Annotated in this window: 20 protein-coding genes; 12 read left to right on the top strand and 8 right to left on the bottom strand. The window is 70.4% G+C overall.

Going from position 1 to position 22,959, the window contains the following annotated elements; translation table 11 throughout:
* Window positions 1–2: 2 nt before the first annotated feature.
* Complete coding sequence (locus ACFY2B_RS05595; RefSeq protein ID WP_390761842.1) at window positions 3–917, bottom strand: alpha/beta fold hydrolase; 915 nt, start codon at window positions 915–917, stop codon at window positions 3–5.
* Window positions 918–1,233: 316 nt separating this feature from the next.
* Between ACFY2B_RS05595 and ACFY2B_RS05590 the strand changes: the two genes are divergently transcribed.
* Window positions 1,234–2,160 carry a hypothetical protein gene (locus ACFY2B_RS05590; RefSeq protein WP_390761841.1) on the top strand — a complete coding sequence of 309 codons (927 nt, stop codon included), beginning with the start codon at window positions 1,234–1,236 and terminating at the stop codon, window positions 2,158–2,160.
* Window positions 2,161–2,252: 92 nt separating this feature from the next.
* Here ACFY2B_RS05590 and ACFY2B_RS05585 read toward each other — a convergent pair whose 3' ends face one another.
* The 4 genes from ACFY2B_RS05585 to ACFY2B_RS05570 are packed head-to-tail and all read right to left on the bottom strand — an operon-like array spanning window position 2,253 to window position 6,266.
* Window positions 2,253–3,092, bottom strand: coding sequence for an ABC transporter permease (locus ACFY2B_RS05585; protein ID WP_390761840.1), 840 nt, complete (start codon window positions 3,090–3,092; stop codon window positions 2,253–2,255).
* An 11-nt stretch (window positions 3,093–3,103) separates the two neighbouring features.
* Window positions 3,104–3,994 carry an ABC transporter permease gene (locus ACFY2B_RS05580; protein ID WP_390761839.1) on the bottom strand — a complete coding sequence of 297 codons (891 nt, stop codon included), beginning with the start codon at window positions 3,992–3,994 and terminating at the stop codon, window positions 3,104–3,106.
* Window positions 3,995–3,996: 2 nt separating this feature from the next.
* Window positions 3,997–5,202, bottom strand: coding sequence for an ABC transporter substrate-binding protein (locus ACFY2B_RS05575; RefSeq protein ID WP_390761838.1), 1,206 nt, complete (start codon window positions 5,200–5,202; stop codon window positions 3,997–3,999).
* A gap of 26 nt (window positions 5,203–5,228) precedes the next feature.
* Window positions 5,229–6,266, bottom strand: coding sequence for an ABC transporter ATP-binding protein (locus tag ACFY2B_RS05570; protein ID WP_390761837.1), 1,038 nt, complete (start codon window positions 6,264–6,266; stop codon window positions 5,229–5,231).
* A 114-nt stretch (window positions 6,267–6,380) separates the two neighbouring features.
* Here ACFY2B_RS05570 and ACFY2B_RS05565 point away from each other — a divergent pair, with 114 nt between their 5' ends.
* The 4 genes from ACFY2B_RS05565 to ACFY2B_RS05550 all read left to right on the top strand — a co-directional run bounded on the left by ACFY2B_RS05565 (window position 6,381) and on the right by ACFY2B_RS05550 (window position 10,795).
* The gene (locus ACFY2B_RS05565; RefSeq protein WP_390761836.1) at window positions 6,381–6,593 is read left to right on the top strand and encodes a hypothetical protein; all 213 of its coding nucleotides are present in this window, start codon (window positions 6,381–6,383) and stop codon (window positions 6,591–6,593) included.
* A 380-nt stretch (window positions 6,594–6,973) separates the two neighbouring features.
* Window positions 6,974–7,690 (top strand): CDP-diacylglycerol diphosphatase, encoded by a 717-nt coding sequence (locus ACFY2B_RS05560; RefSeq protein WP_390761835.1) that lies wholly within the window; start codon window positions 6,974–6,976, stop codon window positions 7,688–7,690.
* Window positions 7,691–8,222: 532 nt separating this feature from the next.
* Complete coding sequence (locus ACFY2B_RS05555) at window positions 8,223–9,626, top strand: radical SAM protein (RefSeq protein ID WP_390761834.1); 1,404 nt, start codon at window positions 8,223–8,225, stop codon at window positions 9,624–9,626.
* A gap of 167 nt (window positions 9,627–9,793) precedes the next feature.
* A complete protein-coding gene (locus ACFY2B_RS05550) occupies window positions 9,794–10,795 on the top strand; it encodes an alpha/beta hydrolase (protein WP_390761833.1) in 1,002 nt (333 codons plus the stop codon).
* A 422-nt stretch (window positions 10,796–11,217) separates the two neighbouring features.
* Here ACFY2B_RS05550 and ACFY2B_RS05545 read toward each other — a convergent pair whose 3' ends face one another.
* A complete protein-coding gene (locus ACFY2B_RS05545; protein ID WP_390761832.1) occupies window positions 11,218–11,817 on the bottom strand; it encodes a TetR/AcrR family transcriptional regulator in 600 nt (199 codons plus the stop codon).
* 288 nt (window positions 11,818–12,105) lie between these two features.
* On the opposite strand from ACFY2B_RS05545, the gene ACFY2B_RS05540 reads away from it, so the two are divergent.
* Window positions 12,106–13,077 (top strand): quinone oxidoreductase family protein, encoded by a 972-nt coding sequence (locus tag ACFY2B_RS05540; protein ID WP_390761831.1) that lies wholly within the window; start codon window positions 12,106–12,108, stop codon window positions 13,075–13,077.
* A 204-nt stretch (window positions 13,078–13,281) separates the two neighbouring features.
* Window positions 13,282–14,250, top strand: a complete 969-nt coding sequence (locus ACFY2B_RS05535) for an SDR family NAD(P)-dependent oxidoreductase (RefSeq protein ID WP_390761830.1) — start codon at window positions 13,282–13,284, stop codon at window positions 14,248–14,250.
* A 280-nt stretch (window positions 14,251–14,530) separates the two neighbouring features.
* On the opposite strand, the gene ACFY2B_RS05530 is transcribed toward ACFY2B_RS05535, so the two are convergent.
* Window positions 14,531–15,403: an alpha/beta fold hydrolase gene (locus ACFY2B_RS05530; protein ID WP_390761829.1), complete on the bottom strand. Its 873-nt coding sequence runs from the start codon at window positions 15,401–15,403 to the stop codon at window positions 14,531–14,533.
* A gap of 495 nt (window positions 15,404–15,898) precedes the next feature.
* Between ACFY2B_RS05530 and ACFY2B_RS05525 the strand changes: the two genes are divergently transcribed.
* Entirely contained in the window at window positions 15,899–17,197 is a 1,299-nt protein-coding gene (locus tag ACFY2B_RS05525) for a lanthionine synthetase LanC family protein (RefSeq protein WP_390761828.1), read from the top strand.
* 211 nt (window positions 17,198–17,408) lie between these two features.
* Here the strand turns inward: ACFY2B_RS05525 and ACFY2B_RS05520 are convergent, their stop codons facing one another.
* On the bottom strand, window positions 17,409–17,996 hold the full coding sequence (locus ACFY2B_RS05520; protein WP_390761827.1) for a DinB family protein: 588 nt from the start codon (window positions 17,994–17,996) through the stop codon (window positions 17,409–17,411).
* A gap of 231 nt (window positions 17,997–18,227) precedes the next feature.
* Here ACFY2B_RS05520 and cseB point away from each other — a divergent pair, with 231 nt between their 5' ends.
* From cseB to ACFY2B_RS05500, 4 genes are all read left to right on the top strand, one after another.
* Window positions 18,228–18,956 (top strand): two-component system response regulator CseB, encoded by a 729-nt coding sequence (gene cseB / locus ACFY2B_RS05515; RefSeq protein WP_390761826.1) that lies wholly within the window; start codon window positions 18,228–18,230, stop codon window positions 18,954–18,956.
* Window positions 18,957–19,086: 130 nt separating this feature from the next.
* Window positions 19,087–20,334: an ATP-binding protein gene (locus tag ACFY2B_RS05510; protein ID WP_390761987.1), complete on the top strand. Its 1,248-nt coding sequence runs from the start codon at window positions 19,087–19,089 to the stop codon at window positions 20,332–20,334.
* A 197-nt stretch (window positions 20,335–20,531) separates the two neighbouring features.
* Window positions 20,532–21,557, top strand: coding sequence for a D-alanyl-D-alanine carboxypeptidase family protein (locus tag ACFY2B_RS05505; protein WP_390761825.1), 1,026 nt, complete (start codon window positions 20,532–20,534; stop codon window positions 21,555–21,557).
* Window positions 21,558–21,875: 318 nt separating this feature from the next.
* The gene (locus ACFY2B_RS05500) at window positions 21,876–22,664 is read left to right on the top strand and encodes a hypothetical protein (protein ID WP_390761824.1); all 789 of its coding nucleotides are present in this window, start codon (window positions 21,876–21,878) and stop codon (window positions 22,662–22,664) included.
* Window positions 22,665–22,959 lie beyond the last annotated feature (295 nt).

Below are 22,959 nucleotides of genomic sequence, written 5' to 3'. Positions count from 1 at the left end.
TTTCACAGGCCGCGCAGAAACTCCAGCAGCGCGTCCGTGACCGCCTCGGGGCGCTCCTGCTGGGTCCAATGGCCGCACTGAGGCACGTCGACGATCCCCCGCAAGTTCGGCACGATCGCCCGCGCGGCGTCGTCCATCGCGTAGAAGGTGCGCACGACGTCCTTCTCACCGCTGATGTACAGCGACGGCGGGGTGATCGGGGCGTCCTGCCAGGGGGCGGTCAGCTCCCAGTTGCGGTCGAGGTTGCGGTACCAGTTCAGGCCGCCGGTGAAGCCGCTCGCGGTGAACTGCTCGACGAAGACCGCCAGGTCCTCCTCGGTGAGCCAGGCCGGCAGCGTCTCGGGTTCGGCGAACATGCCGAGGAACCCTTCCGTCGGCTCGGGATTGCGCACGGCGCTGTAGGCCAGCCGCAGGGTGGCCGTGATGTCCGCGCCCAGGCCGGCCTCCGCGACTCCCGGTTCCTGGAAGTAGTTCTGGTAGAAACCCTCGCCGAAACGCTGCTTGCTGACGGTCAGCGGCGGCAGCGGTCCGCGGGGCCACGGCGGCACGCTGATGCCGACCACCCCGCGCACGATCTGGGGGCGCAGCAGCGCGGTGTGCCACGCGACGACGGCGCCCCAGTCGTGCCCGACGACGACGGCCTGTTCCTCGCCGAGTTCACGGATGAGCGCGACGACATCGCCGACCAAGTGGAAGATCGAGTACTGGTCGACGCCGTCGGGACGGTCGGTGGTTCCGTAGCCGCGCTGGTCCGGTGCGACCACGCGGTAGCCGGCGGCGGCGAGGGCGTCGATCTGGTGCCGCCAGGAGTACCACGATTCAGGAAAGCCGTGCAGCAGCAGGACGAGCGGCCCTTCGCCCTGCTCCGCGATGTGCATGTCGATGCCGCCCAGACGGACGTGACGGTGCTGTGGCAAGACCCGCCTCCTCATTCCTCTTCCCGCGCCGCGGCCGGAATGCCCGCCGCGCTGCCGGACTCCTGCCCCGCCAGTATGGCCGTGATCCTCTTCCGGATGTGCGGGTGCGCGCCCACTTCGGTGCGCACCCGCGCGGCCCGCCCCGGGCTGCGGTCTCGCTCGTCATGTCATGTTCCTTGCCACGCGCCCCAACTTCTCTCAATGTTCCTTACGTTGGAACGTAAGGAACCGTTGCACCGGCCCGCACGCGGTCCAGCGGCCGGGTCAGGACAGCATCCGATGCCTGCGTTGCCGGGCAGCCAGGGGGAACAGCCTGTTGAAGCTTCCGGCCGTCGTGCGTACCCGGGGCCGGGACCGGTTGCTCTCCTCGATCTGTGCCCTGCTGCTCGCGGGCGGCGGCGTGCTCGTGCTCACCCCCGAGAGCGCCGTGGTCGCGCTCCGCCGCCTCACCGGCGTCACCAACTGCGCCGTCCCGCTCATCTACATCCTGCTGATGGCCTTCTCCGGCGCGTCGGTCGTGCTGGTTCTCCACTGGCGTGGCGGCCCCGCCGTGGCACACACCAGGCGGCTCTCCCGCATCACCGTGCTCGCGTACGGCATCGTCTGCGCCCTGATCGCGCTGCTGTTCACCCTCGGGCACACCCCGGCGGAACGTCGCCGGGACTTCGACACGTATTACGCCACCACCCCGTTCATCCGCGAGATGATCGTCCCCCACCTCGTCGCCCACGCCGTCGCCACCCTCACCGCCGGCCGCCTCTGCTGGCGGTGGTCCCACAAGGTGCGGGGGGACGCTCCGTGTCGGGCTGCGCATCCTCGCGACCGCGTACTCGACGCACTACGGAATCTACGACACCCCCGTGTTCACCGCCGTCGCCGCGCGGGGCCAGTCCTTGGACTTCTCGAAGTACCGGCGCTCGTTGCGGGTGCTGTGGCTGAGCGCGACATCGGTCAGCGGCTCGGCGCCGGAGATCAGCCGACCGACGATGGGATGCCGCAGGCCGAGGACGCCCAGGACCGGGACCGGGAGCAGAAGCAGGACCGGGAGCAGGTGCGGCCCGCCGACCCTGACGTCGCCGCGGTCACCGTACGGCAGGTCGCCGATGCCTGGCGTCGCATCACCGGCTGGCTCCGGCACAACGCCCCCGACTCGTACGCGGCGCTCCGCCCCGGTGCCGGCCCCGCCGCCATCGCCGCCTCGGTGGGAGGCTGGTGTGGCTCAACGGCGTCGACCCGGCCTTGAAAGACCGGTGGCCGCCCCTGACCGGCTGACCACGGGCGTGCCGACCGCGAGTGCTGAGGCAGGCGGCCTGCCGCACGCCTCACGGCGGACGTTCATGCACCGGCCGATCGTGCGCCCGCCCTCCCGGCGGCGGCCGCGGTGTCCGACGACAGGCGCTGGGCGAGGTAGATCGGGATCACGGAGAGCAGGACGAGCACCGCGGCCACCACGTTCACCACCGGGGCCTGCTGCGGCCGGGTCATGTTCTCGAAGATCCAGACGGGCAGGGTCTGGATGCCGGGGCCGGCCGTGAAGGTGGTCACCACGATCTCGTCGAAGGACAGCGCGAACGCGAGCAGCCCGCCCGCGAAGAGCGCCGAGCGCACCAGCGGAAAGGTGATGTCCACGAAGGCCCGGAAGGTGTGCGCGCCCAGGTCCATCGCCGCCTCCTCGTACCCGGCGGAGGTACGGCGCAGCCGGGCGACGACGTTGTTGAAGACGATCACGATGCAGAAGGTGGCGTGCCCGACGACCACGGTGAACAGCCCGAGCCCCACGCCGAGCGGTTCGAGGACCGTACCGAAGGCCGAGTTGAGCGCGATGCCGGTGACGATGCCGGGCAGCGCGATCGGCAGGACGACGACGAAGGAGACGGCGTGCCGCCCGAAGAACCGGTACCGGGCCACCGCGAAGGCGATCAGGGTGCCCAGCACCAGCGCCACGGCGGTGGCGCCGAGACCGGCCCGGACGGACGTCCACAGCGCGCCGCGGGCACCCGTGTTGTCCCAGGCGACCGACCACCAGTGCCCGGTGAGTCCGGGCGGCGGCCAGCTCGCGCTGCGGTCCGGGTTCAGCGAGTTGACGAGGACCAGCAGCAGCGGCACGTAGACGACGGCGAAGCCGATCCCGGCGGTGACGCGCAGTACGATCCGCGCGGTACGGGAGAGTTGCACGGCGGGCTCCTCTACAGGCTGCTCAGCGCACCGGTGCGGCGCACGGCCAGCAGGTACAGCACGATGACGACGACCGGGACGGTGGCGAGCGCGGCGGCCATGGGCAGGTTCAGTTCGATGTTGGAGTAGACGAGGTTGCCGATGAGCTGGGTCTTGCCGCCGACTATCTGCACGGTGATGTAGTCGCCGAGGCTGAGTGAGAAGGTGAACACCGATCCGGCGGCGACCGACGGCAGCACCGTCGGCAGCACCACGGAGCGGAAGGTGCGGCCGGGCCGTGCCCCCAGGTCGGCGGAGGCGTCGAGCAGGCTGTCCGGCAACTGGACCAGGGCCGTGTGGATCGGCAGGATCATGTACGGCAGCCAGAGGTACGTCAGGGTCAGCACGGTGGCGGGGAGCCCGAAACCGGGTCCGGAGAGCCCGAACGGCGCCAGCATCCAGTCGGCGAGCCCGCCCTGGGACAGGATCAGCCGCCAGGCGTACACCTTGACCAGGTAACTCGCCCACAGCGGGGTGAGGATGGCGACGACGAGCAGCGGGCGCAGGCGCGGGCGGGCGACGCGGGCGGTGTAGCAGGCCATCGGAAAGGCGATCACGGCGCACAGGACGGTGACGGCGAGGGCCACCGCGACGCTGCGCAGGACGACCTGCCGGTAGACGGGGGTCGTCAGCAGTGTGCGGAAGGTGTCGGTGGACCAGACCTTCACCACCTCGGACGTGAAGGAGTCGGTCGTCCAGAACGCGGAGACGAACAGCACGGCCAGCGAGCCGAGGTAGAGCACGCCCAGCCACAGCAGCGGGGCGCTGAGCAGCAGGGCGAGGCGGAGCCGGGGGCGGCGGTGCAGCGCTCCGGCGAGCCGCCGGGTGGTGTTCCGCCCGGCGGTCGGCGCGACGACGGTCATGGTCAGCCCTTGATCTCGGTCCAGGCCTGGACCCACTTGGCGTACGGCACGCACTTGACGTCGGTGCGGCCGTCCAGGCACTGCTCGATCGGCGTGTTCCAGAAGGCGATCCGCTTCCAGTAGGCGCTGTCGGCGGCGTGGTAGGTCGTGCAGAAGTTCTTGTCGGTGGTCTCCGCGCAGGCCCTGGCGTTCGCGGGGGCCTCACCGAAGTACTCGGCGACCTGGGCGTTGACCTTCGGCGAGATGATCCAGTCGAGCCACTTGTAGGCGCAGTTGGGGTGTGCGGCCTGCGCGGAGACCATCCAGGTGTCCGACCAGCCGGTCGAGCCCTCCTTCGGGACGAGGGCCTTGACGTCGGCGCCCTCGTCGGCCGCGAGGTTGGCGATGACCTGCCAGGTGGTGCCGATGACGGAGTCGCCGCTCTTGAAGGCGGAGACCTCCTTGAGGTAGTCGCTCCAGTACTCGCCGATGTCCGCGTTCTGCTTCTTCAGCAGCGCGACGGCGGCGTCGAACTGTTTCTGGTCCAGCGCGTAGGGGTCCTTGATGCCCAGTTCGGGCTTGCTGGCCTTGAGGTAGAGCGCGGCGTCGGCGAGGTAGATCGGCGAGTCGTACGCGGTGACGTGGCCCCGGTGGGCGGCGGCGTCGTCGAAGACGGCGGCCCAGGACGTCGGGGCGGGGGTGACCTTCCGCGTGTTGTACATCAGGAGGTTGGCGCCCCGGCCGTGCGGGATGCCGTACGCCTTGCCGTCCACGGAGTTCCAGGGCTGCATCTTCAGGTCGGCGAAGACGTCCTTGTAGTTCGGGACGAGGGCGGTGTTGACGGGGGCCGCGGCACCGGAGGCGATCAGCCGCAGGGACGCGTCGCCCGAGGCCGAGACCGCGTCGTACTCCCCCGTCTTCATCAGTTTGACCATCTCGTCGGAGCTGGCCGCCACCTTCGAGTGGACCTGACAGCCGGTGCGCTGCTCGAAGTCACTGACCCAGTCGGCCTTCGGGTCGTTGGAGCCGTCCTCCACATAGCCGGCCCAGGCGATCAGGTTGACGCTGCCCTCGGTCGCGCCCAGCTTCGACGGGGCCTTCAGATCGGGCGGGTTGAGGCCGCCGGCCGCCGATCCGCCGCCCGAGCCGGAGGAGCCGCAGGCGGTGGCGGTGGCGGCCAGGAGCAGCGCGGCGACGGCCGCCGTCTGAAGGGTTCGGATGGGGCGCACGCGGTTCTCCCTAACATGGGGCGGGTTCAGTGGGGGGACGGGACCTGGACCGTGTGGCGCTCCTGCCACTGGAGCCGGACCCGGGTCCCGCGGTAGGCGGCGACGTCCTCGGCGGTGTTCTCCAGGTTCTGCTGGAGCACGGTGAGGCGGCCGCCGGCGTCGAGGTCGACCAGGAAGCGGGTGGTGTCGCCCAGGTAGACGACCTCGGCGACCGTGCCGGTGGCGGTGGCGTGCCCGGGATCGCCGGGGCCGGCCGACTCCTTCAGCACACGGATCTTCTCGGGGCGGACGCTGTAGGTGCCGGGCGTGCCGACGACACGCTCGGCGGCCTCGCCGGCCAGCAGGTTGGAGGTGCCGACGAAGGAGGCGACGAACGGGGTCGCGGGGCGTTCGTAGATCTCGGCGGGGGTGCCGACCTGTTCGACGCGGCCTTGCTGGAAGACGGCGATGCGGTCACTGATCGCCAGGGCCTCCTGCTGGTCGTGGGTGACGAAGACGAAGGTGATGCCGACCTCGCGCTGGAGCGCCTTGAGTTCGACCTGCATCTGCTCGCGCAGCTTGAGGTCGAGCGCGCCCAGGGGCTCGTCGAGCAGCAGCACGCGGGGCCGGCCGACGAGGGCGCGGGCGAGCGCGACGCGCTGGCGCTGGCCTCCGGAGAGCTGGGCCGGTCGCCGCGTGCCGAACCCGTCGAGGCGTACGTCGGCCAGTGCCTGGCGGGCCCGGTCCAGGCGCTCCGCCTTGGGCACCTTGCGTACCTTGAGGGAGTAGGCGACGTTCTGTTCGACCGTCATGTGCGGGAAGAGGGCGTAGTCCTGGAAGACGGTGTGCACGTCCCGCTCGAACGGGGCGCGGTCGGTGACGTCCTGACCGGCGAGTTCGATCCGGCCTTCGGTGGGGGTCTCGAAGCCGGCGACGAGCCGCAGCACCGTGGTCTTGCCCGAACCGGACGGGCCGAGCATCGAGAAGAACTCCCCGTCCCGGATCTCCAGGTCGACCCCGGCCACCGCGGTCGTCTCGCCGAAGGACTTCCGCAGCCCCTGCAGCCGGATCGCGCATGCCTCCATGGACGTGGAACCTTTCTGGCGCCGTCGACCGTTGCCCGGAAAGATATGAAGTCGTGGTGCAAAGCTCAAGACCGCCTGGACGTAAAGCTTGAGTCAATGCGCAGGTGGGGGGCCGTGAAACAGCGGCAAAGTCATGGCGGTTGTGCGCACCGTGCGGTCTTCGCCCCAGTGGCCGGCCGGGCCCGGGTCGACGCGGTCGTCCAGGACGGGGCCCGCACCTCGGCCGGCGCCCTGGCCGAGCGATGCGTGCGGGAATCGACGGCGCGGCTGGTCGCGGTGCGGCTCACTCTGTGCCGGGTCCGTCCGGGGCACCGCCACGCTCCGTGAGATGACCGCTTTATGGCGGAACACATCACGCTCACTCGTTCAGTTGACGGAAAATACGCTCGCCGCTGCTTACCCTGTGAGGGCATCAGCGGCTGGGCAGGATGAGGCGAGCCGCGTTCCCCTGCTCATGGCCAGTAAACCCAGGCAGCGGTCATCACCATCGGAGATCACCCATGCACGACCACGAGAACTCGGCTGCGATGCCTCGGCGGAAATTCGTCGCGTTCTCAGGCGCCATGGGCGCCGCCACGCTCTTGACCGTCGCGGGAGCGGCCGGAAGCGCAACCGCGGCAACGGACCCGGTGCCCGGCGAGCCCGCGTACGGCTCGTGTCCGACCCCTCCTCCTGGGGGAGGCGCGAGCCCCTGCCCACCTGCTCAGATGCAGTCGCTCTGCGGCAGGCCCACCGACAACGACGCACTCTGGCACGACGTCCAGTACTGCACGAACGGGACGGTCCCGCCCCCGCCGCAGCCCAAGCCCGACTGCCTGCGGGCAACCCCGAACTACGTCGTGCTGCACGGCAAGCCCGAGAACCAGCACAACTATCTACTGCTTCCCAGTTGCCGGATCACGGGTATCGAATGCCCGTTTCTTGAGGACCCCGCGGCGGCGAACTACTGGAACGACGCGTGGCAGAACGCGAGGAGCGGCGGAAGCGTTCCCGTGCAGTACCCCAATATCGGGTTGGGGATCAATTCGCAGGGCGCCCGGCGCTTCAACCAGTTGCACATTCACATGGCCGGCATCCGGGCGAGTACGCAGAGGCGGCTGCAAGAACTCGAATCCATGGGCCGCATGGCCACCCAGCCCGTGCAATGGGCTGCCCCGGTGAACCAGGCACCCGTCTCGGGCCCTCCGGGTACGGGGGACCGCACGTACCGCATTCTCAAGGTGCCGAACCTCATGCAGAATCTCTTCACGCTGCTGTACCGGAACGTGGTGGCGCCGAACGGGCTGGCCATGGCGAACCAGACACTGATCGTGGTCCCGAAGATGACCACCAGCGGATTCGCCCAGGCGTTCTACGTCCTGAACAGTGATGTCTCGCTCCACGATGGCACGAGCACGTGTGACTACTTGCTCGTGTACAACTGATGTCGTCTCGCCGTCTCGCTGACGGCACCTGTCGGACCTCGCCGTCGCAGGGCCCCGGGTCCGCTGATGTCCGGCCTGCTCCCCGCGGTACGGGACGACCTGCACGGTCAGCTCGACAAGCTCGGCATCGAACTGTCGAACCGCGGTCGGGCGCCAGCCTTCCGTGGTGTCGCGTCGTAGTGCCGTCCGGCTGGGCCCGAACGGCACTACGAGCGGCCCTCACGTCCCGGCACACACACGGCTCCCCTGTTCACTGGACGCATGTTTTCGGTGTGCTAAGGTGACCGCCATGCTTATCGAGGTCGACAGACTGTAGCCGCGCCAGGCATTCATCACGCCACCGCCTGCGCACCTGATGACGCGGCATCCCAGTTCCACGCACGAGTCGGAGTTGCGTGGCAACGTGGCGTTTTCTTCGGCCGTCATTCCCCGCATTCCCATTCCCATCCCCCTTTCCTTTTCGGCGTTCTCCTGAGAGCACCGCGTCTTTGGACGTCTCGGCTCGGAACGCTTCGGCTGGGGGCTCCTTGGTGTGCGGCGGATCCTGACGGCTTCAGCACCGCGAGATGCGGACAGCGACGGTAATTCCCGGATCGCCTCCGCACAGCGGCAGGTGTGGCGTGATGTCACACCCACCTGGGCACCCGAACGATCCCTTCTCAAGATGGCACGTATCAAAGTCATGACGCACCAGCATCACGCCAATAGTTCGCGCGCTCGCGCACGCCGGTCCGACGTCCCGCTCGCCAATCCCCCGCCGGGCACTCGACTGGCATCGATCCGGGACCATCTGGAATCCATGGGCGCGCCTCGATTCCGCTACCGCCAAGTCGTCACCGCCATGCGCCGCGGCGAACCCGACACCTTCGAGTCCATCCACGGACTACCCGCTGACCTGCGGCGCAGCCTCACCGAACGGTTCGGTCCGCGGCTGCTGCCCATCGTTCCGGTCTCCTGCCGATCCGCTGAACAAGTGGAGAAGGTCATCTTCGAGTCGGATCCCGGAACGCGATTCGAAACCGTTCTCTCCCGCTACCGGGCCGGCTGGTCCTCGATCTGCGTTTCCTCCCAGGCCGGGTGCGGATTGGGGTGCACCTTCTGCGCGACCGGTGCCACCGGTCTCGCCAGGAATCTGACGGCCGATGAGATCTACGCCCAGGTCATGCACCCGCGCTGGCGCCCACAGGACGAGGGCCTGCCGGACAGTGTGGCGTTCATGGGCATGGGCGAGGCACTGGCCAATCCACACGTGTTCGATGCGCTCACCCTGCTGTCGGACAGTGGTTTCGGTGATATTTCCCCGCGCAGGATCACCGTGTCCACGGTGGGTTTCGCCCCGAATCTCCAGACGCTCACCAAGGAGCACCCGCAGGTCACGATCACCTTGTCCGTGCACTCACCGTTCAGTGACGAGCGAGCCCGGCTGATCCCGCTGGAAAGGCGTTTTCCCCTGGGCGACAGCCTGGCAATTCTGGACGAGCACGCGGCTGTCGCTCGCCGCAAGATCTATCTCGCCTATCTGCTCATCGCCGGTGTCAACGACACCCAGGACCATATGCACCGTCTCGCCAGGATCGTGGCCGCGCGGTCAAGGCCGGAACTGTTCCACGTGAGCGTGATTCGCTACAACCAGGCGGTGGGAGCGGACCCAGCCTTCCATGCCCCGTCGTCGCCACAGGTCAACCGGTTCGTCGCCGGTCTGCGCGCACTCGGTGTGCACGCCACCAGACGACGTCAGTTCGGCTCCTCCATCGATGCCGCCTGTGGCCAACTGCACGCCCGCTACGTCGCCTCCACGGCGTCCGGTGATTCCGACGTCGACCAGCGGCCGACAGCTTCCGCAGGGCACCGGCTGCTACGCGTCCTACCACCCGACCGGCAAGAGTCCCGCCCGGCTGCGGCCGAGTGCGGCCGGCGGGCGGAGAGCCACAGGTGACACACCTGACGCGGGCCCTGGCCGTCCGACGGTAGGCCCTGGCCGTCCGGCCGTAGGCCCTGGCCGTCCGACGGTCGTCCGGACCGGTTCGGTTCACGGACCGGGAACGACACGGCGGCGAGGCGAGGGCCCCATGTTTCCCACACTTCTGAAAGGACGAGAGACCCATGAACACCACTGAAAGCCAGACGCAGCGCACGGCCCCGCCCGTGCCCTTCGAACCGGAACTCGCCGACGCGCTGGAGAAGCTGGGTCCGGCACTGGAGAACGTACCGCTGTCGAACGACGACATCCCCCAGTGGCGTGCACACGTCGCGGCAGCGGACCCGTCGCTCGACGAGCTGCGCGACCGGGGCAGGTTCGAGGTCCGGGAACTCCTGGTGCCCGGACCGGACGGGGCACCGGACGTCCCCCTGCTCGTCGCACGCCCCGCGGGTCTGCATCAACAGGCGCCCGTTCTCTACCACATGCACGGTGGAGGCATGATCAGCGGAACACACCGCACCGGAGTGCAGGCGATCCTCCAGGAGTGGGCCGAACCCCTCGAAATGGTCGTCGTGTCCGTCGGCTACCGGCTGGCTCCTGAACACCCCTACCCCGCGGCGATCGAGGACTGCCATGCCGGGCTCAGGTGGGTCGCGCAGCACGCCACGACTCTCGGCGCGGACCCACAGCGCATCATCATCGCAGGTGGCAGCGCCGGCGGGGGTCTCACCGCGGCCCTGGCCCTCATGGCCCGCGACCGGCAGGGTCCCGGCATCCTCGGCCAGCTGATGATGTGCCCGATGCTCGACGACCACAACGACACCCCCTCGGCGATACAGATGACCGGCCTGGGGGTGTGGGATCGCCATGCCAACGAGCTGGGGTGGACGGCCCACCTCGGCGGCGACCGGGGCGGCTCTGAGGTTTCCTGCTACGGTGCCGCCGCCCGCGCGACGGACCTGTCCGGGCTGCCGCCTGCCTATCTCGACGTCGGTGCCGCGGAGACCTACCGCGACGAAGGCGTCCAGTACGCGACGCGCATCTGGCAGGCGGGCGGCGACGCCGAACTGCACGTCTGGGCAGGTGGATTCCACGGCTTCGACCAGATGGCCCCGCACGCCGGCGTCTCCAGAGACGCCCGCCGGGCCCGCTTCCGCTGGCTGTGCCGACTGCTGAGCCGTTGACCCCAGGCGGCCAGTGAGCCATCCATGGCGGCCTAGCCACCCGTGGCAGACGACCCATACGTTGCGGCAGGGCCGACCATGGCGGCCGACCCATCCGTGATGGCGGGGCCGACCATGGCGGCTGCGCCGGCCACGGTGGCCAAGTCATCGGTGGTGGCCGCACGACCGGCGGCGTCCGAGCAAGGGGACACATGCTCCGGAGCCGGACGTGTGCGGCCGCCGTCGGTCGGCTTCATCGAAGCGAGTGACAGCAGACCGAAGCAGAGTGCAGCTGACCGCAGCGGAACAGGGCGGGTCGGGCGGGTCGGGGCGGAACGCCGTAGGCCGCTGCGACACCCACTCGATCGCCACAGGTCACCGCAGCGTTGTCCTGATCACCGTAGAGCGTCGGGCGTCTTCCCGGTTGTCGAGGCCAGGCGGTGTCAACGGCCGGCGGAGTGCTGGGCCTTGAGGTAATCGATCAGGATGTCGAGGACCGCTTCGAGATGGGTGGTGCTGCCGGTCGACCGGAGCATCTGGACACCGCCCTGGATTCCGCCGACGAACGCGGCGGCGGCCCGGTCGGCGTCGACCGCGGGGTCGATGAGGTCGCCGGCCTGCATCGTGGCGATGCCCTGGCGGATGAGCCGCTGCCAGCGCGCGAGCAGTGACTCGGCCACCTCCGCCGCGCCCGGGGTGCTGCCGACCTGGTCCATCAGGGTCGCGAGCGGGCAGCGCGCGCCCTGTGCCCGGTAGCGCGCGGCCACCGCGTCCCGCCAGCGCGCCCAGGCCGACCAGGAGGTGAGCGCGTCGAGGTGCGGCTGCTGGTCGGAGATGACCCGTTCGGCCTCGAAGCGGGCGACGGCGAGCAGGAGTTCCTCCTTGCCCCCGGGGAAGTAGTGGAACAGCTGTCCCTTGCTGGTGCCTGTGACCTCCCTGATGTCGTCCAGCGTCACCGTCCCCGGTTCGTCGCTTCTCAGGTGTGCCGACGCCCCCTCGATGATGCGCTGCCGGGTGGCGCGGCCCTTCGCCGTCAGTGCCATACGTCCAGGGTACCCAGACTGGTGGGGAGCCCGGTGCACACGTATCTACCGTTGGACGCGCGGATCATTCCTGATCTCCCGGTCAGGTCCGTCGCGATTCCTGGACTTGCCGGTCCAGAATTTGCGTCCTACGATCGCCGTCGTGACGCAGCGGCTCACCGGCACCGACGGGTTCCCGCGTTCGCGTTCGCCGTCACAGATGCAAAGAAATTCCCCGGGAGAAGAGGCTCCCCTCCGCATCGACCGCCGGTCACCGGGCGGACGTATCGACAGGAAGAGGTGTGCGCCATGCGCGCTGTGGTGGTGGAAGAACTGGGTGGCCCGGAAGTCCTGCGGGTGAAGGAATGGCCCGACCCCGAGCCCGGACCGGGGGAGCTGCTGGTCGACATCGAATTCGCCGGCATCAACTTCATGGACACCGGCTCCCGGGTCGGATTCGGGCTGCCAGGCGGTGTCCCGTTCATCCCCGGGGTCGAGGGTGCCGGCCGGGTCACCGCGCTCGGCGAGGGAGTCAGCGGCTTCGCCGTCGGTGACCGGGTGGCCTGGGTCTCGGTCTACGGCAGCTATGCCGAAAAAATCGCGGTCCCCGCGGACCAGGTGGTCCCGGTGCCGGACGACATCCCGAGCGATGTCGCCGCCGCGACGATGATGCAGGGACTGACCGCGCACCACTTCGTCACCGAGTCGGCGCCGCTGACCGAGGGCCAGACCGCGCTCGTGCACTCCGCCGCCGGCGGTGTGGGGCGTGCGGTCACCCAGTTGCTGAAACTGCGCGGCGCGCGGGTGATCGGCCTGGTGTCCCGTGCGGAGAAGGTCCCGATGGCGAAGGCGGCGGGCGCGGACGAGGTGCTCGTCTCCTCCGGCGGTGACTTCGTGGACCGGGTCAAGGACCTGACCGGCGGCGAAGGGGTGCAGGCGGTCTTCGACGGCGGGGGTGCCAGCACGTTCTGGCCGTCGATCGAGACGCTGGGACGGGTCGGCACCCTGGTCTACTACGGCCCTTTGATCGGTGACATCCCCACGGTGCGGATGTTCGACCTGCCGAAGAGCATCAAGGTCACCTATGCGGTGTACGCGGATCACGTTCACAGCCGGGAACTGCTGCTGAAGCACACCGGGGACCTGTTCCAGAAGATCCGCGAAGGCAGGCTGAGGATCGACATCACCGAACGCTATCCGCTGGACGCGGCCGGGCAGGCCCACACCGACATCGAATCGCGGCGTACCTCGGGCAAGCTGTTGCTCGACCCGGCTCGTTGAGCCGGACCCGTAAGCCGCACCCGTAAGCCGCACCCGTACGAACCGGCCGGGCACCCGTTGACCAGCCGCGAACCGGTGTCGTGGTCGGGCCCGGCCGCGGCCCCTTCGGCCAGCCTGGTCCGCCACTGAGGCGCCTGCGACATGTCCGCCTGAATGATCACCGCATATCGTGAACTCACACAAGAGAGATCTCGTGCAATAGGTATGACACTTTTTTCCACCCCTTTCGGAATGCGTGCCACAGCCTCGGAGGTCCTGGCCGGAGTCGACCTGACCGGGCGACGCATGATCGTCACGGGAGGTGCTTCCGGACTGGGGACGGAGACAGTCCGTGCGCTCGCCGGTGCGGGCGCGCGGGTCACCATCGCCACACGTAACCCCGCTCTCGCCAAGCCGATACTCGATGAGTTCCCGTACACCGACGCCGTCGCCGTCGACCTCGCCGACCTGGGTTCCGTTCGTGCCTTCTGCGACGCCTGGTCCGGGCCGGTGGACGCCGTCGTCGCCAATGCCGGCGTGATGATGCTGCCCGACCGCCGGCTCAACGCGCAGGGCTGGGAGATGCAGCTCGCCACCAACTACCTGGGCCACTTCGCGCTGCTGCTCGGGCTGCACGACGCCCTGCGGTCCGCTGAGCATCCCCGTGTGGTCGTCCTCAGCTCCGGCGCACAGTTGGTGGCGGGCTTCGACTTCGACGACCCGCAGTTCGAGCAGCGCCCGTACGATCCCTTCGTCGCCTACGCGCAGTCGAAGACGGCCGATGTGCTCCTCGCGGTCGCGATCAGCCGCCGCTGGGCCGCGGACGGAATCTCCGCCAACGCCTGCGCCCCGGGCACGATCCACACCGCCCTGACCCGGCACATGGACAGGGCCGCCATGCAGGCGCTGAACGCCATGGACAGCGAGGGCAACCTGCTCACACCTGGCTACTTCAAGACCCCGGAGCAGGGCGCCGCCACCCCTGTTCTGCTCGCCGCGTCGCCCCTTCTCGACGACGTCACCGGGCGCTACTTCGAGGACAACCAGGAGGCCGAGACCATCGACGGTGGTCCCCACCTGTTGTCGCGCGGCGTCGAGAACCTGCTGGGTCTCGTCGCCAAGTGGTCGCTCGACCCGGCCACCGCGGACCGGCTGTGGGACTACGCGCTCCCCGTCGTGCGGGACGCGGTGTAGCGGCTGTCCGGTAGCGGCTCCGGTTGCAACTGTTCGGTGGCAGCTCCGGTTGCAGTTGTCCGGTAGCAACTCCAGTTGCGGCTGTTCGGTGGCAGCTGTTCGGTGGCAGCTGTCCAGTTGCAGCAGTCCGGTAGCGCTGATTCGGCCCGCCGCCGGTGGCAAGGCAGTCCGGTGGGGCGGTCCTGCCGCCGGCGGCGGGCGCACGTCCGTACCCGCACACGGCCGTCTCCCGCCCTGCCCGACGCCCCGGGCAGGGCGGTTCCGGTCTCCGGCCGCCGGTTCAGCGCCGCCCGGCCAGGAAGCCGGCGCACACCCGGTTGAACAGCTCGGCGCGTTCGTACTGGGCCCAGTATCCGGTCCTGGCGAGCAGATACAGATCGCAGGAGGGCATCCGGTCGGCGAGCATACGGCCGCCGGCGGGCCGGTTCACCTTGTCCGCCGTGCCCCAGACGACCAGCGTGGGCACGGCCAGGCGGGCGAGGCGCCGATCACGGGTGAGGTCCATCGTCCAGAGGGTGCGCAGGACGCCGCGGCCGGCGGGGCGGCGCAGTGGCGGAGCGGCGACGGCCTCGGGGTCGAGGCTGGCCCGGTAGCGGTCCTCGATGGCGGGGTCGGGGATGTCGGCGCCGTCGACGACCAGGTAGTGGCGGATGAACTCCTCCAGCTTCCGTCGCGAGGGCCCCTCGCCGGTGTAGTAGTTCAGCAGACGGTTCACGCCGGGGGTGGGCAGCGCGCGGGTGGTGCCGATGCCGCCGGGGGCCGCCAGGACCATGCGGTCGACCCGGTCGGGGGTGTCCAGGGCCAGGCGCAGGGCGCAGGCTCCGCCGTAGGAATGGCCGACCAGGTGTGCCTTGTCCAGGCCCAGCTCGTCCAGCAGGGCACGGATGCCGTCCGCGAGGTGTCCGAAGGGGTCGGTGCGGTCGACGCCCTTGCTGCTGCGGCCGTAGCCGGGCAGGTCGGGCACGATGACCCGGTGGTCCTTCGCCAGCTCCGCGATGTTGCGGACGTAGCTGGAGACACCGTCGGTGCCCGGACCGCCACCGTGCAGCAACAGCACCGCCGGGCCGTCCCCCGCCTCGGCGACGAAGATCTTCTGTCGGCCCGTGTCGTACGTCGCCTCTCGCATGGCCGGCGGGGCGCTGGGTGCGGTCATCGCGGTGTTCCTCACTGGGCGGCGTGCGCAGCGGGCGACGCACATACCTGTCGAGCACATCGGCCCTGGACCGGGCCAGGTTAGTCGATACCGATCCGGTGACTCGGCGCCGCCCAGCGCCGCGGGCATGCAGCGTGACGTATGCGTCCGGGGCTGACGACTATGGCCGCCACCAGGCACGACGCGGAAACGACAAGGGAGCGACCGACAGTCGAACGACGGACGTCCGGCGCCGGAGGCAGCGGCAAGGCTGTGGGACGTCCTGTTGATACATGTGCTGGGCGGGACACCCACACACATGGCGGTGTGTGCACTGCCTCGCACACCTTCCCAGGATGCTTCACCCGCACGAGGGAAGTTCATCTGTTCAACGAGAGAAGTCGCCGCCCTCGGCCGTCCGGGCCGGTCGGCCGGCCGCCGCGTGCGCCCCGTCGGACCGCGCGGGCCCTCCGACTCACTCTGGGCGGGTCCGGAAGATCATGCGAGAGTGGGCCCATGACGGCAACGGAAACGACGGTCGTGGCGGTCGACGAGGTCGAGGGGCTCGCGGTGGACGGGCTGCGCTGGCTGACCGCGGCGGCGCGGGACACCACCGGCGGGGGCCTCGCCTGGACGGCCAGGCCCTCGGACGACAGCCTCGACCCGTCGCTCTACAGCGGTACGGCCGGGATCCTCCCCGTACTCCTGGAGGCGTGGCGGCACTTCGGTGACGACTCCTATGCCGATACGGCAGTGCGCGCGGCACGCAGCCTCGCTGCCGCCGTCGACGGCTTCGACGACGACTCCCTGTACTTCGGCCGCACCGGAACGGCCCTCGCCCTGCGGGCCGTCCACGACGCGCTCGGCGACCCGGCCGCGGACGCCGCAGCGGACCGCGCGCTGGCACACGTGCGATCACGCTTCGACGGGACGCGCTGGGGCGACCTGTTCGAACTCATGGGCGGCAACGCGGGCATCGGTCTCGGCGCGCTCGTGGCCGGGGACACCGAACTGGCCGTCCTCGCCATGGAGCCGTATCTGCGGACGGCGGAGCAGACCCCGGCGGGCGTCCACTGGGCGCACCGCACGGGCGTCGACTCCCGGCTGCACCACATTTCGCACGGCACGCTTGGCATCGTCCTGGCGCTCGCCCGGGTCGGCCACGCCACCGGCCGTGCGGACCTGCTCGAACTGGCGCTGGCCGGTGCCGCGGACATCGTGGCGCGCGACGAAGCGGGGCCGCGGGGCTTCCTGGTGCGGCACTCCACCCCGCAGTACCGCCCCGATGTCATCGAGCCCGTCAGCTTCGGCTGGTGCCACGGCCCGGCCGGTGACGCCCAGGTCTTCCGGCTGCTGCGGGACCTCACGGCCGATCCGGCCTGGGCCGCCCTCGCCGACCGCTGCTGGCACACGGTCACCCGCTCCGGCCTGCCCGAGCGGCTGCGCCCCGGTTTCTGGGACAACAACGGTCGCTGCTGCGGCACCGCGGGCGTCCTCGCGCTGGCCTGCGACCGGATGTCCGAACAGCGGGACCCGCACGACTTCGCCCACGTCCTCGTCGCCGACCTCACCGCCCGCGCGATCCGCGACACCGACGGCGCCCGCTGGTCCAACGTCGAGCACCGGGCCACCCCGAGCGACCTCGAACCGCGCACCGGCTGGGCGATGGGCAACGCGGGCATCGTCCGCGAACTCCTGCGCTTCGTCCGGCTGAGCCGCGAGGAGGACCCCCGCTACGCGTTCGCCTGGCCCGACCAGCCTCCGGTGTCCGCGCAGGCGACGCTTCCTCCCCAGGATGGCGACGCCGTGTCGTGACGGCTCGCGGCACGCGCCGCCGTTCGGCAACGCTTCCTCCTCCGGATGGCGACGCCGTGTCCTGACCGCGCGCGGTACGAGCCGCCGTGCGGCGCGGCCGGACAGCCGGATGACCGGCCGTACGGTCCTCCGGCCGTGCGGTCCTCCGACCCTCGGCCGTCCGGTCGTCCGGTCGTCGTCCGGACTGGTCGTCCGGCCCTCCGGCACAGGTCTACGAGACTGACCCGGCCCGCCTGGCCTCCTGCTCCAGTCGGCTCCGGTGCTCCGCCCACCAGGCCGCGTCACCGGGCGCCATGTTGTCGTTCCCGGGCCGCTGTCCCGTGGCCCCGTCGACGAGTTCACGGACGATGTCGGCGTGCCCGACATGCCGCTGGGTCTCGGCGATCATGTGGACGAGAAGCCGACGCAGCGACACCACGTGCCGCGGCCCCCACGGCACCTCGCCCACGGCGTCGAGAGGCAGCGACTCGATCGTCACGTCCGCGTGCGCGCACACCCGGCGGTAGTCGCCGACGATCTGCTCACGTGTCTCGTCGGCGGTCGCCCACAGGTCGGCGTTCGGCTCGGCCGCCCCCACGATCCACAGCGGCGGCGCCTCGACCGGCCGCCCGAAGGTCTCGCCGAAGTACGCCGCTTCGGCGCCGGTCAGGTGTTTGACCAGGCCCAGCAGATTGGTGCCCGTCGGTGTCATGGGCCGGCGGACGCCGTACTCCGGCAGGCCCTCCAGCTTCCACAACAGTGCGTCCCGCGCGTCCTGCAGACAGAGACGGAGATCCGCCTTCACCTCTGATTCGGTCATCGCACCAGTGTCGCCATCGCATGATCACGGTCCACTGCTTTTTCCCGGTGCAGGGGAGACCGGGCCGGCGCAGGAGAGACATGGCCGACGCGGGGAGACAGGGCCGGCGACACCTGAGTACGGCACCGCGGTGTCCCGCGGCCCGGCCGGGGACGAGGTGGTCGCGGCCGCCCCGGCCGACCGGGGACGGCATGATGGTGCCCCCCGCACTCGTTTCCCGAAGGGGAAGACATGTCCGCCGTACCGGCACCGGAAAACCTCCCGGCCTCGGCCGCGATCCTGCTCGTCGAGGACGACGAGGTGATCCGCAGATCCGTCACGCTCGCACTGGAACGCTACGGCTACCGGGTGGCCTCGGCGGGCGACGGACTGACCGGGCTGGAGCGGTTCCGCGAGGGCGGACACGACGTACTGCTGCTGGACGTGATGCTGCCCGACCTGGACGGTATCGGGCTGTGCCGGCGGATCCGGGAGACCAGCACGGTTCCCGTCCTCATGATGTCCGCGCGCGGCGACGCGCTGGACGTCGTCTCGGGCCTGGAGGCCGGTGCCGACGACTACGTGGTCAAGCCGGTGGACACCGCCGTGCTCGTGGCCAGGATCCGCTCGCTGCTGCGCCGCGCCACCTTCAGCGGGGCCGGCGCCCCGGCGGCCCCGGGCTCCCGCGGCACCACCCGGCTGGTCTTCGGCGAGCTGGCCGTCGACACCGCCGGTCTTGAGGTGTTCCGGGGCGGCGAACCGGTCGCGCTGGCCCCCACCGAACTGCGGCTGCTGCTGGAGTTCGCCGCGAACCCGGGCGTCGTCCTCGACCGGCAGACGCTGCTGCGCACCGTGTGGGACTACGGCTGGGACGGTGACACCCGGGTGGTCGACCTGTGTGTGCAGCGGCTGCGGAAGAAGATCGGCGCCGACCGGATCGAGACGGTCCGCGGCTTCGGCTACAAGCTGCGGCGGCTCTGACGTGCCCACCACCCCCACGCCGCCCACCACCCGCCGCACACCGCACACCACTCGTGCGCAGGCCGTCACTCGTGCCCTGGCCACCGCCCGTACGTTCCGCATCGCCCGTACGTTCCGCATCCCCCGTGCACTGCCCGCCGTCCGTGCCCTGCTCAACTGGCGTTCGCTGCGCTGGAAGATCGCCCTGCTGGTGGCCGCGGCCTCGGCTGCCGTGGCGCTCACCGTCGGTCTGCTGGTCCACCGCAGCACCCTGGACCGCTCCATGAACGACGGCGCGGCGAAGGCACTGACCGCCCTGTCCCACTCCATGGAGCGGTACGGGCGGGACGGGACGACGTCACCCGGCGACGAGTCGGATCCGGCCGCGATACCGGACGAACTGCGACACCGGCTCCGGGACCGGCCGGACTCGACCGGCGGGTCGGCCACCTGGTACGACGGCGACCCCGTGCACCCCAGCATGTGGGCGGCGCAGACCTACCGGGGCAAGCCGTTCGCGGTGAGTGTGGACATGACTTCCGATCTGCTCACCCGGCGCGCGCTGGACCGGCACATGTGGAAGTACTCGCTGGCTGTGCTGGCCGTCGTCGTGCCCTTGTCCGCCCTCGCCGCCGAGTTGCCTCACCGCAGGCTGCGGCGGGTGGCGCGGACCGCGCGCCGGATCTCGGCCGGGGACCTCGCCGCGCGGACCGCGGCCGGGGGCGCGGGAGACGAGATCAGCGCCATCGCGGCCACCGTGGACTCCATGGCGGACAGCCTGCACGAACGGCTGCGGGCCGAGCAGCGGTTCACCGCCGATGTCGCCCATGAGCTGCGCACCCCGCTGATGGGGCTGGTCACCGCGAGCGGGCTGCTGCCCGCGGGCGAGGCGACCGATCTGGTCCGGGACCGGGTGACGGTGCTGCGGAACCTGGTCGAGGAACTGCTGGAGATCGCCCGGCTCGACGCGGGTGCCGAGACCGCCGATCCGCGCCCGGTGCCGCTGGCCGCGGTGGTCCGGGACTCGCTGGCCCGCACCGGCCTTGCGGCACGGTTCACCGCACACGGGGAGCCGAGGGTGGAGACCGATCCGCGCCGCCTGGACCGGATCGTCGCCAACCTGGTCGCCAACGCCCACCGGCACGGCCGTACTCCCGTCGAGGTGGAGGTGGCGGGCACGACGGTGACCGTACGCGACCACGGTGCCGGTTTCCCCGCACACCTGCTGGCCCACGGCCCGCAGCGCTTTCGCACCGGGGCGGCCGAACGCGGCCGGGGACACGGTCTTGGCCTGACCATCGCACTGGGCCAGGCCCGGGTCATCGGCGCCCGGCTGGACTTCGCCAACGCGCCCGACGGCGGGGCGATCGCCGTGCTGCGGCTGCCCGCAGCCTCCTGAGCATTCCCCGCAGTCCGCCGTCCACCGTCCGCCGTCCGTCGTCCGTCGTCCGTCGTCCGTCGTCCGGCCGTCGATACACGGCGGATACACGGCCGAGCGGTACGGGAGATCCGGCCACGGCCTCCCGGACATCCCGGCCGCGCAAGGTGGCCCGGGTGCGTGAAGGTCACGCACGTACCTTCAGGAGGTGCGTTCCCATGTGCCCGGTCACCGGTCCTGGCGAGCCCGATCCACGTCCGGACCAGGCGTCGCCGTCCAGTCCTCCGTTCCGTGCGTCCCGGCTGTGGCGGCTGCCGCGCTCGCGCCTGACGACCGCAGGCGCCGCAGGCGCCGCCGCGCTGGCCACCCTGGTGGTGCTGGCCACCGTGGAGGCGGGCGGCGGCCACCCCGCGGGCCCGGCCACCGCCGGGTCACCGGCCTGGCCGGAGCGGGGTCAGGCGGCCGTCTTCGTCGAGGGTCTGGGCGTCCGCGGTGACCTCGGCTCCCACGGCGCACAGGAGCCGGTGCCGGTCGCCAGCGTGACCAAGGTCATGACGGCGTACGTGATCCTGCGCGACCACCCGATACCGGAGGGCGGGAGCGGAGCCGGCATCACCGTCGACGCGCAGGCCGCCCAGGAGTCCAGCCTGGGTGCGGAGTCGACGGTGCCGGTCGTGGCGGGGCGGCGGCTGACCGAGCGTCAGGTACTGGAGGTAATGCTGATCCCCTCCGGGGGCAACATCGCCCGGATGCTGGCCCGTTGGGACGCCGGTTCGGAGGAGGCGTTCGTACGGAAGATGAACCGCGCCGCCCGCGACCTGGGCATGACGCACACCACGTACACCGACCCCAGTGGTATCACCCCCACGACCGTCAGTACCGCGGAGGACCAGTTGAAACTGGCCCGGCAGGTCATGCGTGACGCGGCGTTCCGGTCCGTCGTCGCCGAGCGGGAGGCCACCGTACCCGGTGTGCCCGGCACCCTCCACACCACCAACACCCTGCTCGGCGAGGACGGTGTGATCGGTGTCAAGACCGGGTCCAGCACCCCGGCGGGCGGCAATCTGATGTGGGCGGCCACCGCGCCGGACCGCACCGGACACGACCGGCTCGTGCTGGGCGTCGTCCTCCACCAGCGGGCCGGGGTCGGCTCCGAGCAGGGCCTCGACGCCGCGCTCTCGGCCAGCCGTTCGCTGATCGCGAGCGTACGGCGGTGGGTTGCGGCCACCCGGCCGGCGGCCTAGCCACACCACAGCCTGATCCGTTTCCACGGCGCTTGGCTCACCGCGCAGTGACACCATGGCGAAATCGATTCCACGTTCCCAATCTTGCGCTGATGTGCGACCTGAGTCATGCTCAAGGACCCCTGGCGTGGAGACAGACATGACTCGGGTGGAACAACGGGCTTCCCACATCCGTACTATCTCTACGTCGGGCTGTCCGCTTCGGGTACTGCCATGGGCACTCGGATGCCGGCCCGGAGACACATGCGCTTGGCTGTTTTCCATGCCTGCGCCACAAGGGCTGGACGCCCAGTCCTGAAACGGAAGAAAGGTAACCCCATGTCGGAGAGTACGACGGCCGGCACCGGTCTGACGTCGCAGTACGCCGCCCAGGTGAACAGCGACCTCGAACACAACACCAAGGAACAGGACCGCATCAGCGCGGAGATCACCGCGTTGCAGGAGCAGTTGGAAGCCCTGCGGCGCGACCACTCCGTGCTGGTCAATGTGCAGGAGGTGTTGGGCGCTTCACCCGCGCCGGTGCAGTCTGAGGCCGAGCCCGTAACCGAGCCCGCGGCCAAGCCCGAGGTCACCCCGGACAGTGCCGCTGTGCCGGCTCCCCGGAAGAAGCCCTCCGGTGCGCCCGCCACCGCGGGCAAGTCGACGCGGGGGAAGAAGGCCGAGGGCACCGGGGGCCGCAAGAAGGCCGCGGAGACCCCGGTGAAGAAGACCGCCGAGACTCCCGCGACGAAGGCCGCGGAAACCCCGGCCAAGAAGACGGCTGAGACTCCCGCGAAGAAGACCGCGGAGACTCCGGCGAAGAAGACGGCGGTCAAGGCCGCGTCCGCGAAGGCGTCCCAGCCCACGCTGGTGGAGTTGGTCCGCCGTCATCTCACCGCGCAGAACGAACCGCGTTCCGCCGCCGAGGTCACCTCCGCGCTCGCCACGGCGCACCCGGAGCGCGGCATCAAGCCCACCGTCGTGCGCACCACCCTCGAAGGGCTCGTCGCCAAGAACGCGGCTCAGCGCACCAAGCAGGGCAGCTCCGTCTACTACACCGCCGCCGAACCGGCCGGGCGTACGGCCGCACCGGCCACGGACGAGCAGCCGTCCGGCGGGGCCGCGTAGGACCGTGGTCCGCGCAGGACCGTGTCCGCGTGAGGTGGCCCGCTCGACGACCGAGCGGTGTCTCCCTCACCGGGCGGGGGCGCACTGGGGTGACGCGGCCGGACGTCGTCGGTGGGCGACGCCGGCAACGGCGGTGAGTGGGCCGAGCACGTATATCGATGGCGATGCCGCGCAGTGGTGTGGCGGTCCTCGTGCTCGCCCCTCTCGGGCGCAGGTCCACGGCAGGGCCCTTCGCCGTGACGGCACCGGGCGAAAGCCCGGTGCCCCCGCCCATGTCACCGGCGTACATGAGGCA

The organism is Streptomyces sp. NPDC001270, from assembly GCF_042896695.1.
Taxonomy (GTDB): Bacteria; Actinomycetota; Actinomycetes; order Streptomycetales; family Streptomycetaceae; genus Streptomyces.
Note: the sequence above shows the minus strand (reverse complement) of the source record. Positions and strands in the feature narration are given on the sequence as shown.